This window comes from Sorangium sp. So ce448 (genome assembly GCF_051520915.1).
GTDB classification, from domain to species: Bacteria; Myxococcota_A; Polyangia; order Polyangiales; family Polyangiaceae; genus Sorangium; species Sorangium cellulosum_B.
The window spans coordinates 9,529,733-9,545,491 of sequence record NZ_CP150343.1; the positions used below are offsets into that span (position 1 = coordinate 9,529,733).

5 protein-coding genes are annotated in these 15,759 nt (G+C 76.8%); 2 read left to right on the plus strand and 3 right to left on the minus strand.

Going from position 1 to position 15,759, the window contains the following annotated elements; all coding sequences use genetic code 11:
* Positions 1 to 32: 32 nt before the first annotated feature.
* Complete coding sequence (locus tag WMF45_RS36115) at positions 33 to 839, minus strand: hypothetical protein (protein ID WP_437710126.1); 807 nt, start codon at positions 837 to 839, stop codon at positions 33 to 35.
* A 205-nt stretch (positions 840 to 1,044) separates the two neighbouring features.
* Here WMF45_RS36115 and WMF45_RS36120 point away from each other — a divergent pair, with 205 nt between their 5' ends.
* Positions 1,045 to 1,392, plus strand: a complete 348-nt coding sequence (locus tag WMF45_RS36120; protein WP_437710128.1) for a hypothetical protein — start codon at positions 1,045 to 1,047, stop codon at positions 1,390 to 1,392.
* A gap of 208 nt (positions 1,393 to 1,600) precedes the next feature.
* Positions 1,601 to 2,215 carry a hypothetical protein gene (locus tag WMF45_RS36125; RefSeq protein ID WP_437710130.1) on the plus strand — a complete coding sequence of 205 codons (615 nt, stop codon included), beginning with the start codon at positions 1,601 to 1,603 and terminating at the stop codon, positions 2,213 to 2,215.
* 204 nt (positions 2,216 to 2,419) lie between these two features.
* Here the strand turns inward: WMF45_RS36125 and WMF45_RS36130 are convergent, their stop codons facing one another.
* Together WMF45_RS36130 and WMF45_RS36135 are read right to left on the minus strand one after the other, a co-directional pair.
* Positions 2,420 to 2,758, minus strand: coding sequence for an HU family DNA-binding protein (locus tag WMF45_RS36130; RefSeq protein ID WP_012239209.1), 339 nt, complete (start codon positions 2,756 to 2,758; stop codon positions 2,420 to 2,422).
* 350 nt (positions 2,759 to 3,108) lie between these two features.
* Entirely contained in the window at positions 3,109 to 15,360 is a 12,252-nt protein-coding gene (locus WMF45_RS36135; RefSeq protein ID WP_437710132.1) for a tetratricopeptide repeat protein, read from the minus strand.
* Positions 15,361 to 15,759 lie beyond the last annotated feature (399 nt).

Sequence of the window (15,759 nt, forward strand, 5' to 3'; positions counted from 1 at the left end):
GATCTCCTGGCGTCCCCGGCGCCCTGGCGGCGTCACTTCACGTAGAGCTGCGCGGCGGCGACGCCCGATCCGGAGGTGGCCTTCACGATGTACTTGGCGTTGATGCCGACGGGGAGCGACCAGCGATAGCAGTTGCCTCGACCGCCGAGCGCGGCGTTCGCGCCGCTCGAGTTGTCCTGCGCCAGCACCGATGAGCCCATGGGGATCGGGGTCAGCGCGACGAGGCTGATGTCGAGCTCGGTGATCCCCGCGCCGACGCCGACGATCGTGTAGCACTTGCCGGGCATCAGCTGGATCTGCTGCTCGAGGGTCTGTCCGGCGCTGAACTGCCCCGCGATCGGCCCTCCCTCCTTCGTCATGCCGGGCGCCTCGGTCGCGGCGAGGTTGTTCAGCGGGATCGTCGCGGCGGAGGCGAGGTTCGGATCGATCGCCGACGCGCTGCCGGAGCTGCTCCCGCCGCTCGGGGCCGGCTGCTGCCCGCCCGTCCCGCCGGTCTGCTGGCCCGGGAGCGGGAACGGCCAGGGAAAGCCGCCTGGCTGCGCCGTCGGGGCAGGCTGCGTCGTCGTCGGAGCAGGCTGCGTGGGGGCCGGTTGCGTGGGAGCCGGCTGGGTCGGGGGGGGCTGGTACCCCGGCTGCTGGTACCCGGGCTGCTGATACCCCGGCTGCTGGTACCCGGGCTGCTGATACCCCGGCTGCTGATATCCAGGCTGCTGGTAGTAGCCGGGCGGGGGCTGGTTCGCGTAGTTCGGCGGCGGCGTGGACGCCTCCCGCTGTTGACAACCAGCAGCGAGGGCGGCGGTGAGGACCAGGGCGGGCAAGACGCCAATCGTACGGAGCAAAAGAACCTCCTCGAATTTCCGGCAGAACGCCGCGTTCAATCTCACTGACGGGCTCGCGACGCAACGGGTCGCTCGCAGGAGCTCCCCGACACGCCCCCCGAAGCCCGCTCAACCGAGCTCCAGGTCCGTCCGCCGGATGTCGCTTTGGACGTGGCACGCCCTCGCTTTCATCGCGTCCATCCGACGGATTGATGCTGCTTCTGCCATGATTTCCCGGGTTATTGCGGCCAGGCGCGGCTGGCCCGGGTCAAAAAGTGAGGTAGCCTACGGCATGACCGACCACGGCTCCCGAGCGAAGCTCGATCGTCCCGGAGAGTTTGCTCAGTGGTTCCTGGAACGAGAAATGCTGGCGAGCGCCGGCATGGGGCTCGCGGCCGACAGGGCGCGGCTGCACCTCGGACGCGCGGTCACGTTCCTGGAGCAAGGGATGCTGCGCGAGTCGCTGGTGGAGGCGAACTCTGCCGCGTACCTCGATCAGGCGATCCGACCCGAGGCGCTGCTCATTGCGCGCATGTGCATCCTGCGCGAGTTCGTTGGCGAGTCCGGCGGCTGAGCGGCGCGACGGCGCGAACAGCCGACCGCCCGCGCCGGCTTGCCTGCAGGCTCGCGCCGCCGGCTGAGCCGCGCGAGACGCCTCGCACATAGCCCCCGCCCCCTGGCGGGTGTATGAGCGCCACGAGCACAGCTATCCCAACGAGGGGCCGCGGCGTGCGGCAGGGCTGTGCGCGAGGAGGCCGCAGATGACGGTGACGGGTAGGTCGTTGGGTTCAGCAGTGCTCCTGGCGCTGTCGGTGGCAGCGCTGGGCTGCGGCGGCAGCAGCAAGGAGTCGGAGTTCGCGGACGACGCCCCGGACGCGGGGACGCCGCCGCCCCCGCAGCCGACAGCGTCCGTGCCGCCCCCGGACGCCGGCCTGCCCCCGGTCGCGGTACCCACGGTGGCGCCCTGCGATGGAGTCCAGTCGCTCGCGATGACGACCATGTTCCAGGGCCGCTCCGCCGGCGAGGCGCCGAAGATGCAGCCGGAAGGGGCGCCCGTCTGCAGCGTGGTGCCCGAGGGACAGACGACCTCGGGGCAGACCTTCATGCTTCAGCCCGGCAATTGCTACACGTTCCTGGCGCAGGCGCTCCCCACCGTCACCGAGGTGGACGTCCAGCTGGAGCTCGACCTGAACGCCGGAGGACAGCCAGGGCTCGCTGCGTTCAACCTGAAACCGGTGCTCGCCGTCGACTCGGACACCGGGCCGACTGCCGCCATCGGAGCCAAGCAGAGCTGCTACCAATGGCCGTTCCCCATCGCGGCGACGGCCAAGCTGGTTGTCAAGGCGCGCACCGGCTCGGGACCGGTGGCGGCGCAGGCCTACAGCCGCAAGAAGTGAGCTGACCTCGCCGCGGGGGCGGCGGCGGCATCGAGCCGCCCGGCCCCCCGGAAGGCGGCGCGCGTCGCCGGCGCGCCCCGCGGCCGCCCCGCCGCGCGCGCTGGGCGCCCTTCCGCCGCCCCGGCGATGGCGCGCCGAGGCCATGGAGCAAGAACGGCCACGTCTCCGTGGCCGCCCTGCGCTCCGCTGGGAGATCCCGTAAGACTACAGGAGCGCGTCCTTGATGGCCTTGATCGGCCGAGCGCGGACCGACTTGCTCGCCGGCTTCGCGGCGAAGGTCATCGGCTGCTTGGTAAACGGGTTGATCCCCTGGCGCGCCTTCGTCGCAGGGCGCTTGACCACCCGGAACTTCGCGAAGCCGGGCAGCGTGAACACGCCCGACTTCTTCAGCTCGCGATGACCGATCGTGATGAGGGACTCGAGAACGTTCTTGACCTGCTTGCGGCTCAGCTCATCACCGGCAGCTTCGGTGATGGCCTGGATCAGGCCGCTCTTGCTCAACGTCTTCTTCGCGCCGCCCCCGGCCGTCTTCTTACTTGCCATGGCACTCTCCTCGGACATGAGCTCGCGCGCGACACCTCGCCGCGCACAGCCTCAGTGAACCTTACACACGACACAGGACAAAAAAAGACAAAACTGCGGGGAGAAATAGCGATTTCTGAGACGGGGCATCGCGCGGACCCCTGAAAGACCGCGCCGGAGCGGTGCGCCAGAGGGGGAACCAGCCGCCGGGAAGGGCGGCGGCGCGGCGCCGGCGCGGGCCGGAGAGCGTCAAAAAACGCCTGGAATCGCGCGGTTTTGCGCGCTCCAAGCCCCGCGCGCGCCGCCTGGGGCGGCCGCGGAGGCGGGCGCCGCGACCTGGGCATACCCGCGGAGACGCGCGGAACAGGCCCTCAGCCGGCGCGCAGCTCGTCGAGCAGCGCCCGGGCCGCCTCGAGCGAGCCGTCCTCCGAGACGGACTTGTCGAGCATCAGGCGCGCTTTCCGGCGATCGCCGGCCGCGAACGCCATCGCTCCGAGGTGGTAATAGGCGAGCGCCCGCGCGGCGGGCGTCGTGCCTCCCTCGCCGGGCTCCGGGGAAATCTTCATCAGGGTGACCGCGCGGTAAGCGCGCGCGGCGATGTCCTCCTCCCCCAGCCCGAGCGCGCTCTCGCCGAGCTCCATGGCGATCTCTCCGTTCTGAGGATCGTTCTCGAGCGCCCTCGTGAGCGCCGTGAGCGACTCGTGCAGATTGCCCTCTGCGTCCTCGATCCGCGCGACGCGGTGGTAGACGGCGCCGAGGTGCCGCGAGCGGCGCCCCTTGGCAGCCACGATGAGCTCGGCGGTGACCGCGCGCGCCTCCCTCGAGTCGCCCGCGACGAGGAGCGCGTCCACGAGCAGGAGGGCGACATCGTTATCTTCGGGGCGCAGGGAGCGCGCCTCCCGGAGCGCCGCGGCCGCCTGCGCGGCGTCGCCGACGTCGAGCAGCAGGCGGCCGGCGGCGACGAGGAGCGTGAAGCGGCCGGCCACGTCGGACGCCGCGGCGGCGTCCTCGAGCGTGATGGCGGCGAGCTCTCGGCTCGCGCCGATCTCGGCGTAAAGCGCGCGCAGGCGGTCGCGGATCTCGGTATTGCCCGGCGCGGCGCGGAGCGCGCGCTCGAGCCCGCCGCGGGCGTCGCCCAGGTGCCCCGCGCGCGCGCAGGCGCCGGCCAGGAGCAGCGCCGTGGCGACGAGGGCGTCGCCCTCCTCGAGCGCGATGAGCCTGCGGTAGACGGCGCTCGCGGCGTCCCACCGCGCGGCGGACTCCTCGAGGCCGGCGAGCGCCTTGAGCGCGGCGCGGTCCTTGGAGTCGGCGTGGAGGAGATCGCCGAGGTGGGCGCGCGCGCGCTCGACGTCGCCCGAGCGCGCGAGGATCTCGGCGAGGCGCAGCCGGAGCGCGCGCGGCGAGGCGGCGCCCGCCGCGTCCGCCGCGGCCTCGCTGGGCGCGCCCGCGGCCTCGGCCTCGGCGGAGCGCGCGCCCGCGTGGTCCGCGCGCGCGAGCGCCCGCTCGAGCTCGGCGACGAGCTCGCTTCCGTACTCGGCGCCGCCGAGCGCGTAGGCGCGCTCGAGATCGGCGAGGGCGCGGTCGCCCTGGCCGAGCGCGCCGTGGACCTCGGCCCGCGCGCGGTGGAGCCACGGGTCGTCCGGGCTCGCCTCGAGCGTCGCCGTGAGCGCGCGGGCCGCGCGGGCGTGGTCGGAGACCGCGCCGCACGCGTCGATGAGCGCGATCAGGACGTCGCGATCCCCGGGCGCGACGCGGAGGGCGCGCTCGAGGAGCTCGGCCGCCGCCGCGGCGTCGCCCGCGCGATCGCGGAGGATCTCGGCGGCGCGGCAGAGCGACTCGACGCGCGCCTCGTCGCCGTCGGCGCCGTGCGCCGTGAGCACGTGGAGCTCGGCGAGGGCGTGCCAGGCCTCGCGGGCCGCGTAGCGCGACGCGAGCTCCTCCCGGAGCCGGTCGTTCGCGGGGTAGACGGCGTACCCGGCCTTGAGGGCGGCCTCCGCCGCGGCGTCGTCGCCGCGCGCGCCGTGCAGCTCGGAGAGCTCGAGGGCGAGCTGGGCCGCCTCGCCGCCCTGCTCGGTGCGCAGGAGCTTCTCGAGCGCGTCGATGAGGTCGTCCGCGCTGTCGCGCTTCCGGCTGAGACGCACGAGCGCGCGGAGCACGTCGCGGTTCGCGCCGTCCCAGTCCGCGGCCCCGAGGTAGACGTCGCGCGCGCCGCGATCGTCGCCGCGCTGCTCGAGGAGGGCGCCGAGGCGCATCGAGATCGACGCGATCGACGCGACGTCCGCGCGATCCTTGGCGGCGTCGAGCTGCAGCGCGAAGAGCTCGCCGAGCTCGTCGGTGCGGCCGGCCTCCTCGAGCATCGTGGCGAGGAGGATGGCGGCCTCCACCTGGGTGGGATCCTCGTCGAGGATGTCGCGGAGCAGGGCCGCCGCCTCCTCCGGCGACTCCCGCGCGAGGAGGCGCGCGCGCTCGAGGCGCAGCGCGCAGCGCTCGGAGAGATCGTCGACGAGGGGCGCCGTCTCCTCGAGCAGCGCGGCGAGGCGCGCGGCGTCGCCGCTCCGCCGGTACACGCCGGCGAGGGGCGTCCAGATCTCGCGCTCGGCGGGCTCGCGGGCGCGGAGCTCCTCGTAGAGGCGCGCCGCGCGGGAGAGGTCGGCGAGCGGGCCGGCGGCGAGCTCCGCGGCGTGCAGGAGCAGCGCGCGCTCCTCCTCGGGCGCCGAGGCGCGCGCGGCGCGCTCGCAGAGCGACGCGGCGGCCGCGAGATCGCCGGCCTCCTCGCGGAGCTCCGCGAGCGCGACGAGCGCCCACGCGGAGCCGGGCGGATCGGACGGATCGGACGAAGCGGACGAAGCGGACGAAGCGGACGAAGCGGACGAAGCGGACGAAGCAGACGAAGATCGCGCGCCCGAGCCGACGATGCGCAGCAGGATCGACTCGGCCAGCCCGCGATCGCCGAGCGCGCGGGCGGTGCGGACGGCCTCCTCGAGGACCCCAGGGCCCTCGATCTCGGCGAGGAGCAGCAGCGCGTCCACGAGGGCGCGCGGCCGCCCGCTCTGCCGGGCGAGGCGCTCGAAGAGGCGGATCGCGCGCGGGTTCCTCGGATCGGTGCGGAGCGCGTCGCGCAGGATCGCCTCGGCCCGGTCCGGATCGGCGTGGAGGTCGAGCGCCTCTTCGAGGAGCGAGATCGCCTGATCGACGTCCGCCGCGTCCGCCGCGAGCAGCGCGGCCAGGCGGTACCGCGGCCCGGCGCGATCCGCGCCGCCCGTGGAAGCGGCCGGCGCGTCGGCGAGGCCGATGCGCTTGCGGAGGACGTCGGACTGCGCGGCGCGATCGCCGAGGCGCGCGTAGATGGCCTCGAGCGAGCTCCACAGCTGCTCGACATCGGCGTCCGCGTCGCGGCCCGCGCGGTCGTGGAAGGGCGCGCCGGCCGCGATCTTCGCCTCCGCGCGGCGGTAGACGGCCGCGGCGCGCTCCTGATCGGCCGGCGAGAGCTCGAGGGCGCGGCCGAAGCGGAGCAGGAGCGCGACCTCGTACGGCTCGGAGGCCGCCCGCGCGACGAGCCGCTCGACGAGGTCGACGTACCGCGGTGTCTGGCCGGAGCGGCGCGCGAGCTCGAGGGCGGCGTCGTGCGCGGCGCCGGCGCCCGGCGTGAGATCGAGGGCGCGCAGGCGGGCCGAGAGCGCGAGCTCCGGGCGATCGAGCGGGCCTTCGTAGAGCGACGCGAGCTCGCCGAGCGCGGCGGCGGCGTCCTCGGCGGGCCCCTCGGCAGGGCCGGCGAGCCGCGCCTCGAGGGCGCGCGCGAGCAGGTCGTGGCGCCCGCGGGCGCGCAGCGCGGCGAGAAGCTTCTCGTGCTCGGCGTCGCTCTCGCGCGCCGCCTCGAAGGCGGACTCGACGTACTCCGCCTCGCGGTCGGGCGCCCCCTGCCGGCGCGCGATCTCGCCGAGCGCGAGCAGGACCTCGGCCCGGCTGAACGAGGTGGCCGACGGGAGGCCCACGCTGGAGCGCGTCGGCGGCATCGTGCTGCGCCGCACGCCGACGAGCCCCTCGCCCTCGTCGCGGGGCCGGCGCACGACGAGCAGCAGCGCGCGGTAGGCCCGGTGCGCGCGCTCGAGCTGGCCGTCCTCGAGGGCGAGGCCGGCGAGGCCGTGGAGCGCGTCGGGGTGCGCGGGGTCGACGCGCAGCGCGAGGTCGAACTCCGCCATCGCGCGGGCGCGATCGCCCGTGGCTAGCGCGACGCGGGCGAGCTCGTAGTGGACGAGCGCGCGCTCCTTGGGGCGGCGGGCGCCGAAGTCGGCGATGATCCCGCGCAGGGCCGCGGTCGCGTCCTCGGTCCTGCCGGCGGCGGAGAGGGCGCGGCTCCGCGCGAGGCGCAGCGAGAGGTCGTCCGGCGCGAGCGCGATGGCCTCGTCGAACAGCGGGATCGCGGCGGCGGGCGAGCCGCCGCGCGTGAGGTAGAGGTCCGCGGCCTCGCGGAGGAGCGAGAGCCGGGCCGGCGCCTCGCCTCCGTCGCCGATCGCGCGCGCGGCGTCGCCCGCGATGAGCGCGGCCAGGGCGCTCCACGCGCCCGACGCGCGGTAGAGGTACGCGAGCCGCTCGCGCAGCGGCGCGGGCTGCGCGGCGCGGGGCAGCGCCCGCTCGAGGGCGGCGCGGGCGCGATCGGGCTCGCCGGCGGCGAGGTACGTGTCCGCGAGGCGGAGCGCCGCCTGGTGCAGCTCCTCGGGCGCCGCGCCGGCGCAGAGCCTCTCGAGCGCCTCGGCGGCGGCCGCGTGCTCGCCGCGGCGCGCGAGCAGCCGGGCGAGGGCGTCGAGCGCCTCGACGGACCCGATGTCCGCGGCGCGGCGGTAGCTGGCGATGGCGCGCTCGGGCTCGTTGAGCTCGTGCTCGGCGAGGGACGCCGCCTGGAGCCAGAGCTCGGCGGCCGCCGCGCCGGCGTCCGCCGACCCGCGCGCCGCCGCCTGCTCCTCGCGGAGCAGCATGAGCTCCCGGTGCAGCCCGCCCGCCTCGAGGAGCGAGGCGAGCCTGTCGATCGACGGGCCGTGCCCCGGGCTCTCCGCGAGGTTCCGGCGGAGCAGCGCGATCGCCTCGGACGCGCGCGTGGCGTCTGCGAGGAGCTCCGCGGCGTCGTAGCGGAGCGCGACGCGGCGATCGAGATCGCCGGAGACCTCGATCTGCAGCTCGCGCAGGCGCACGAGCTCCTCGCGCCGCCCGGCCGCCCGGAGCAGCGCGGCGAGGCTCTCGCCGACCGGCTCGTCCGTCGGGTCGTCCGCGAAGAGCCCGCCGTAGAGGGCGATCGCCTCGCCGGGCTCCGCGGCCTCGGCGGCGACGCGCAGCAGCCGGCGCCGCTCGCTCGGCGCGAACGGGAGCGCGGCGCCGCGCCGGCACAGCGCGACGATCTGCGGCCTGTCCCCGGCGCCCTCGAGCATGCCGACGAGCGCGTCGATCGCCCAGAGGGCGGCGCGCGAGGCCGGCCACGCGCCGGGCCCAGGGGGCTGCTCGTCCTCGTCGACGAGGCGCTGCACGGCGATCTCGAGGAGCTCGGCCGCGATCTCGCGGGCCCGCGCCGCGTCGCCCGCGTCGCGCGCCGCCTCCACGGCCTCGCGGTAGAGGGCGAGGTCGTGCCCGCTCGCCGCGGCGAGCCGGAGCAGCGTCGGGACGAGCGAGGGCCCGCGCCGCCGCCGCAGGAGCTCCGCGAGATCGAGCAGGATCGCGCGGTTCGCCGGGTCGTGGAGGAGCGCGCGCTCGAACGCGCGCTCGGCGGCGTCCTCGTCGGCGCGCGCGTCGCGGTGCCAGCGGCCCACGCGGGCCGTGAGGTCGCGGAGCGTGGCGGCAGGGACGTCGCCGCGGCGCTCGAGCTCGGGCAGCGCGTCGGCGATCGTGCGCCAGCGGCCCGCGAGGTCCGTGAGCCGCAGGAGGCCCTCGGGCGGCTCGGCGCCGGGCGACAGGAGGAACGCGCGGAAGGCGAGCTCGAAGGCGCCCTCCCGGTCCTCGCCTCGCTCCTCGAGGAGCGCCGCGGAGGCCTTCAGGATGGCGACCCGCTCGGCGTCCGTCCCGGCCGCGGCGAGCCGCGGCTCGAGCAGCGCGATCTGGCCGCGCCAGTCGTCCGCGTCGGCGCAGATCTCGAGCAACGCGCCGACGGCGGCGACCAGCGCGCCGCGGTGCTCGGCCGACGCCGGGTCGATGCGGCGGAGCAGCTCCTCGAGCCCCGCGCGCGGCGCGGGCAGGCGCTCGCCGCGCTCGCCCCCTTCGGCCGCCCCCCACTCGCCCTCCCCGCCAGAGCCCTCGAGCCCCGCGCGTCGCGCGTCCCGATCGGCCTCGTGCGCGCGGCGGTAGCCCTTCACGGCGAGCTCCCACGCGAGCGTGCGATCGCGGTGCGTGTCGCCGAGGCGCTGGAAGAGCTCCACGCTGCGCGCCGCGCCCGCCCCGCCGGGGAGCGCGCCCGCCGCGGACGCCTCGACCTCGAGCAGCGCGACGAGGTCGCCCCAGCGCTCCGCGCGCGTGTAGAGCGCGGCCAGCGCGTCCCCGCTCTCCGGGTCGGGCGCGAGCTCCTCGCGGATGCGGCGCCAGGTGGCGATGGCCTCGTCGGCGTCGCCGAGCTCGCGCTCGAAGAGCGCCGCGACGCGCCCGAGATCGCGCCGGCCGCCCGCGCCGCCGCGCACGGCCGCGCGGCGCTCCAGCACGGCCGTGAGCTCGCGGTACCGCCCGCCCTGCTCGAGGAGCGCCGCGAGGCCGTCGAGCGCCGCGAGGTCCTGGCGGTCGTCGACGAGGCGCGCCGAGTACGCCGCGATCGCCCGCGCCTCGTCGCCGAGCCGCGAGGAGGCGAGCCGCGCGAGCTCGCCGAGGGCCTCGCGCCGCGCCGCCGGGTCCGTCTCGATCGCGGCGAGCGTGTCGAGCACGTCGCACCGCTCGGCGACGCGGTCGGCCTCCGCGAAGAGCCTATCGAGCGCGCGGGCGGCGTCCCGCGCGGCCTCCGCGTCGCCGCTCGCCTCGGCGAGCGAGAAGAGCCGGCGGAAGAGCGCGATCGCCCCGTCCGGGTCGCCGAGCCGGTCGCGGCGGAGGAGCGCGGCGTCGCGCACGAGCGAGAGCGCCTGCCGCGCGTCGCCGGCGCGCGGCTCGGCCGCGGCGAGGACCTCGGCGAGGCGGTCGTGCCGGCCGAGGCGCTCGGCGAGCTCGGCGAGCTCCGCGCGATCGCCGGCCTCCGACGGCCTGAGCTCGACGAGCTCGGCGAGCCGCGCGAACGCGCCCGGCTCGTCGCCGAGGGCGTCGCGGCGGAGCCGCACGATCTCGCGCAGCAGCGCCGGGCGGTCGCCTGCGTCGGCGCCCTCGAGCTGGATCTCGAGCACGCGCACGAGGTCCGTGGGCCGCGCCTCCTCGCGGTAGTGCTCCGCGAGCAGCGCGGCCGACCGCTGCCGCGCCGCACGCGTGACGCGCGCGCCGGCCTCACCGGCGGGCGCCTGCTCGAGCGGCAGCGCCCCGAGGATCCGCTCGAGCAACGCGAAGGCGTCGACGGGGCGCGGCGCCGCGCGGGCGGCGCGCGGCTCCCGGGGCGCGTCGAGGAGCCGCTCGACCACGGGGAGCGCCGACGCGGCGTCGCCGACGCCGTCGATCCAGAGGAGCGCGACGCGCTCGCGGAGCCGATCCGCGGCGTCGCCGGAGAGCCTCGGCAGCTCGGCCGACAGGAGATCGATGAGCGGGCGGTGCCTGCCGTGCCGCTCGTAGAGCCGCTCGAGCGCGGCGCGGGTGCGCGCGTCGTCCTGGAGCGGGAGGAGCTGCTCGAGGTAGCGCATCGTGCGCTCGCCGTCGCCGGCGAGGTCGCGCGCGACGGCCGCGGCGTCCTCCAGGAGGAAGACGCGCTCGTCGGCCGCCGAGGTGCGCTCGAGCATCGCGTCGTAGAGCGCGAAGAGGTCCTCCCAGCGCTCGGCCGCGTTGTAGGCGAGCTTCAGCCGCTCGAAGCCCCAGAGCGAGCCGGGCACGAGCTCGACGAGCCGGCGGAGCAGCGCGAGGGCGGCCTCCGGCGCGTCGAACCACTCCTCGTGGTGCTCGACGGCCCGCCGACCGATCTCCTCGACGATGTCGGGCGGGAGCGCCGCGCCCGCGTCGAGCGCGGCGGCGTGCGCGGCCGCGACGCGCTCGGGCTGCTTCGCCCGGCGCCCGAGCTCCTCGATCCGATCCCAGAGGGCGAGCTCGCCCGGCAGCTCGGAGACCGCGCGCAGGGCGACGTCGAGGCCGCGCTGCGCGTCGTGGTCGTGGTGATCGAGCAGGCGCTCGAACCAGCCGCGGCGGACGGCGGCGCGCTGCGCGGCCGCGAGGCTGCCCGCGTCGAGCAGGGCGCCCGGCGCGGCGTCCGCCGGCGAGCTCGCGAGGAGCGCCTCCAGCAGCGCGACGCGCGCCTCGGGGTCGTCGAGCGCGTCGCACGCCCGCTCGAGGAGGAGCGCCGCGCGCGCCTGCGTCTCGGGGCGCCCGAGCGCGCGCTGCACGATCTCGATCACCGCGGGCTCGATCGTCCCGGCCTCGATCGCGGGCGCGACCGCGTCGAGCGCGTCCGCCGGCCGATCCAGCCGATCGAAGAGGAGCGTCGCGAGCTCGACGTCGAGCGCGACGCGCGCGCTGCCCTGGCTCCGGTCGCGGCGCGCCGCGAGCACCTCCGCCGCGCCCTCGTGATCGCCCACCTCCGCGAGGAGGCGCCCCCGCGCCGCGAGCGCGTCGTCGTTCTCGGGATCCGCCTCGAGCAGCCGGGCGTAGAGCGCCGCGGCCGCCGCGCGGTTGCCGATCTCCTCTTCCCACGCGGCCCACGCCGAGAGCGCCCTCGGGCGCTCGGCCTCGTGCCCGCGCTCCACGAGGAGCGTGAAGAGCCAGCGCCGGTCCACGCGGCGCGCGAGCGTGTCGGGGCTCTGCGCGAGGAACGCGCGGAACGCCTCCAGCGCGGCGGCGTCGAGCGCGCCCAGCGCGCCGTCGCCGTCGTCCTGCGGCGAGAGCAGGCGCCGGTAGACGGACGCGGCGTCGTCCTGCCGCTCGGGATCGGCGGCGAGCACGCGCGCGAGCGCCGCCTCGATCGCCCGGACCCGCGCCGCCGCCTTGCCGGCGGGCGCGCTCCCCTCCCCCTCGGCCCTCATGCGATCGCGGAGCTCGAGCGCGGCGTCGACGAAGCGCGACGTCGCGCGCGCCCGGATCGCCGCGTCCTCGAGCGCGGCGAGCGCGGCGAGCGCCTCGTCGTCGGACGCCGCCGTCTCGAGCAGGACCTCGCAGACGGCCGCGAGCCGGACCCAGGCCCCCTGCCCGCGGTAGAGCGCCGCGAGGCGGGCGGCGGCGTCGCGGTGCTTCGGCGCGACGGAGAGCACGCGCTCGTAGAGCTTCTGCGCGCGCTCCGGATCCGCGAGCGGCCCCTCGGCGAGCCCGGCGGCGCGCTGCCAGGCCGTCACCGCGGCGTCGAGGTCGCCCGGAGCGGCCTGCGCCGCCGGGGCGTCCGCCGCGCGCGCGTCATCGGGCGCGTCGGGCGCCTCCACCACGCGGACGCCGAACGCCGCGAGCTCGCCGAGGCGCTCCAGCCAGAGCGCCTCGTCCTGGGGATCGCCCGCGGCGGCGACGCGCCGCTCGAGCACCTCGCGGAGCAGCGCCGGGTCGCGCGCGGACAGCGCGAGCGCCTCCATCGCGGAGAGCGCGGCGCCGTCGAGCGCCGCGCCGCTCGAGAGGATCGCGCGGTAGTGAGCGACCGCGCTCGGGACCTCCCCGCCCCTCGCGGCCGCGTCCGCCATGCGCAGCTCGTGGGCGACGCGCGCGTCGGGCGCCACGCCCGGGAGCCGCTCGGCCAGCGCGCCGTAGAGCGCGCCCCACGCGTTGCCCGCCGCGAACGTCTCGAGCAGCGCCTCGTACGCCGCGTCGTCGCCCGGGTCGTCCTCGATGGCCGCGCGGTACGTCGCGGCCGCCCCGGCGAGGTCGCCGACGTCGCGGCGCTGGATGGTGCCGATCGCGTGCAGGAGCTCGCGCCGCCGCGCGGGCGCGCACGGCTGCGCGAGCGCCTCGCGGTAGAGCGCGAGCCGCTCCTCGGGGCTGCCCTGCTCGCGCAGGAGCGCGTCGACGCGCGCGATGAGATCGAGCGACGAGGGCTCGAAGGCGAGCGCGCGGCGGTAGAGGGCGAGCGCCTGCGTCACGTCGCCGCTCGCGAGCAGCGCCTCGCCCGCGCGCCGCGCGAGGTGCGACAGCGCCGGGCTGTCCACCGCGCGATCCCCGAGCGCCCCCGCGAGCGCTGGCGCGCGGCGCGCGGACTCGCTGCCGTGCTCCGTCAGCCGCTCGACCTCGGCGACCCACCGGGCGAGCCGCTCCGGCGCGTGCGCGGTCGCAAGCGAGAGCCCGCGCGCCGAGAGGTCGAGCGCCTTCTTCGGGTCCCTGAGCTCGCGCTCGGCCACGGAGGCCGCCTCCTCGAGCGCCGCGAGCCTGCCCGACACGTCGGCCGGCGCCGGCGCGGAGGCGCCGGGGGCCCACGCCACGGGCCCGAGCTCCGCCTTCGTCTCGAGCACGCGCACGAGCAGGGGCGCCGCCTTCTCCGCGCGCGCGATCGGCTCCAGCACCGCGCAGGCCGCGAGCCGCTGATCGTCGGTCAGCAGCAGGTGGGAGCTCTGCCGCGACGACTCCGCGCCGGCGGCGCTGTTGCCCGGGGGCGCGCCCAGCATCTTCTCGACCGCGAGCCGGCTCGGTCGGTCGGTCGGATCGAGCGCGAGCGCCCCGCGGTACGCGGCGATCGCGCCGGCCGGATCGTCGAGCCGCGCCATGCGGATCGCGCCGATCCGGGCGAGCACCGAGGCGCGGTCCTGCCCGGCCGCGAGCTCGGCCTCGGCCTCGAGGAGCGCCTCGAGCTCGGCCCAGCGCCGCTCCTGCTCGAGCAGCGGGATGAGCCGCGCGTGCGCCTCGCGCGACGCCCCGAACGCCGCGAGGTAGCGGCGCCAGGCGGCGACGGCGGCGGGCAGATCCGCGAGCCGGGTGCGCATCTCGGCCGCGCGGAAGGCGAGCTCCCGCGCCGCGCGGCGGTCCGGCTCCGCCTCGGCGCGCCGCTCGAGGACCCACGCGAGGCCCTCGTGCGCCGAGGTGGCCTCGTACAGCCGCTCGAGCGCCGCGAGCGCGCCCGGCTCGCGCGAGGAGCCCGACTCCGCGAGCCTGCGGTAGGCCGCGATCGCGCCCGCGGCGTCGCCGAGCTCCTCCTCGTAGAGGCGCGCGAGCCGCTCCGCCGCGGCCTCGCGCGCCTCGGCCTCCGGCTCGGCCTCGGCGAGCCGCTCGAGCGCGCCCGCGAGCCCGCGCGCGTCGCGCTCGCGCTCGCACAGCTTCGCGAGCCCGCGGGCCGCGCGCCGCGCGGCCGCGTCGTCGGGCTCGCCGTCGAGCGCCTGCTGGAACGACGCGCGCGCCTTCCTGCCGTCCCCGAGGCCCTCGTACAGCTCGCCGAGCTCGGCGGCGATGCGGGCCTTGAGCGGCTTGTCCTTGGCGCCGGCCGACGCGCGCACGAGCACGCGCGCCGCGTCGGCCTGGCGGTCGAGCGCCGACGCGAGCGCGACGAAGCGCTCGCGCACCGCCTCGTCGGACGGGTCGACCGCGAGGATCTGCTCCGACAGCGAGAACGCCGACGCGAGATCGCCGAGCCGCTGGAACTGCAGCTCGACGAGCCGCTTCTGCACCTCGACGCGGCGCGGCCCGCGCAGGTTCTCGATCTGGAGGGCCATCATCCGCGCCGCCTCCTGCGCGTCCCCGCGGCGCGCGTGGGCCGCCTCGAGCGCCGCGGCCGCGCGCACGAGCACGGTCTTGCGCGCGAGCAGGGCGTCACCGGCGCGGAGGGCGGCCTCGTGGTCCGGGTTCTGCGCGAGCACCTCCTCGACGTGGGGCAGCGCCCGCTCGAGCTCCTTGAGCGGGCCGCTGTAGAGGTCGATGAGCCGCGCGCGGATCTCGAGCGCTTCGTCCGTCGGCCCCTCCGCGGTGAGCGCCTGCTCGAGCATCCTCGCGATCTCCTGGTGCCGCCCGGCGCGCGCGTAGCGCGCCTCGAGCTCCCAGCGCGCCGAGGCGTCGCCGGGGTCGACCTTGAGGATCTGCTGGAGCAGCTTGATCGCGCGCTCCTCGTCGCTCGCGCCGTTTCCGTTGACGTCGACGAGCTCGAACGCGCGGCGGAGCAGCGACAGCTGCTCGGCGCGGTCCGCGCGGTGGCCCGCCGCGAGGGCGTAGAGGTCCGCGAGCTTCGCCGGCTCGTTCGCCTCCTGGAGGATGCGCTCGAGCCGGAAGAACGCCTCCTGGTGCGAGGGCAGCACGGCGAGCGCCCGCTCGAGGTAGGGGCGAGCGCCGCCGGGGTCGCCGAAGGAGTCGGCGAGGAACTCGGCGGCGCGCACGAGGACCTCGGCCTGGGCGGCCTGCGGGAGCATCCCGAACCGCCGCTCGCCGACGAGGCGCTCGTAGGCGAACGCGAGCTCGGAGAACCGGTCGTGGCGGGCGGATGTCTCGTGGAGCTTCGCCCAGAGCTCCGGGTGCAGGCTCCCCTTGGCCGCCGCGGCCACGAGCACGTCGAGCGCGGCCGCCTCGTTGTCGATCCCCTGCTCGAGCGCGGCTTCGAGGTTGTCGATACGGAACGAGACGCGCGCGCTCTTCGTGTCCTGCTGCATGTGGATCCGGACCTCGGCTGGCGGTGGTGCAAGGGGCCGGCGTGCCGGCGCTGCCGTCGAACCTGCGTCCGCAGTGCGCTGCGGAGCGCTGCCCAAGGTAACAGGAGCGTTTCCCAAATGGGCTCGGGGATCGGGGCCCGGCGCTGGCGGGGCGGGGCAGATCTGCGCTGGCGGACCGCGATCCTGCGCGGCATGGGAGGGAGGATGGTCTCGCGGGCTGGCGGAGCGGAGGAGTAGCGGACAGGAGGAGAAGATGCGACAGCGGCGGCGCGCGTGATGTCCGGAACGCGGGCTGGCTGCACAGCTGAACTCGGCAACCGCTGCGCAGCTCTGCTGGGGCGGAACCAGCCGCTCGCCATCCTGAAGCCGAAGGGAACCGCCCAGTCTCCCAGCGCTGGC

Excerpts from the sequence above, each read along its gene's own strand:
- WMF45_RS36120 (WP_437710128.1), top strand. The coding sequence starts at position 1,045 with ATGATTTCCCGGGTTATTGCGGCCAGGCGCGGCTGGCCCGGGTCAAAA.
- WMF45_RS36130 (WP_012239209.1), bottom strand. The coding sequence starts at position 2,758 with ATGGCAAGTAAGAAGACGGCCGGGGGCGGCGCGAAGAAGACGTTGAGC.
- WMF45_RS36135 (WP_437710132.1), bottom strand. The coding sequence starts at position 15,360 with ATGCAGCAGGACACGAAGAGCGCGCGCGTCTCGTTCCGTATCGACAAC.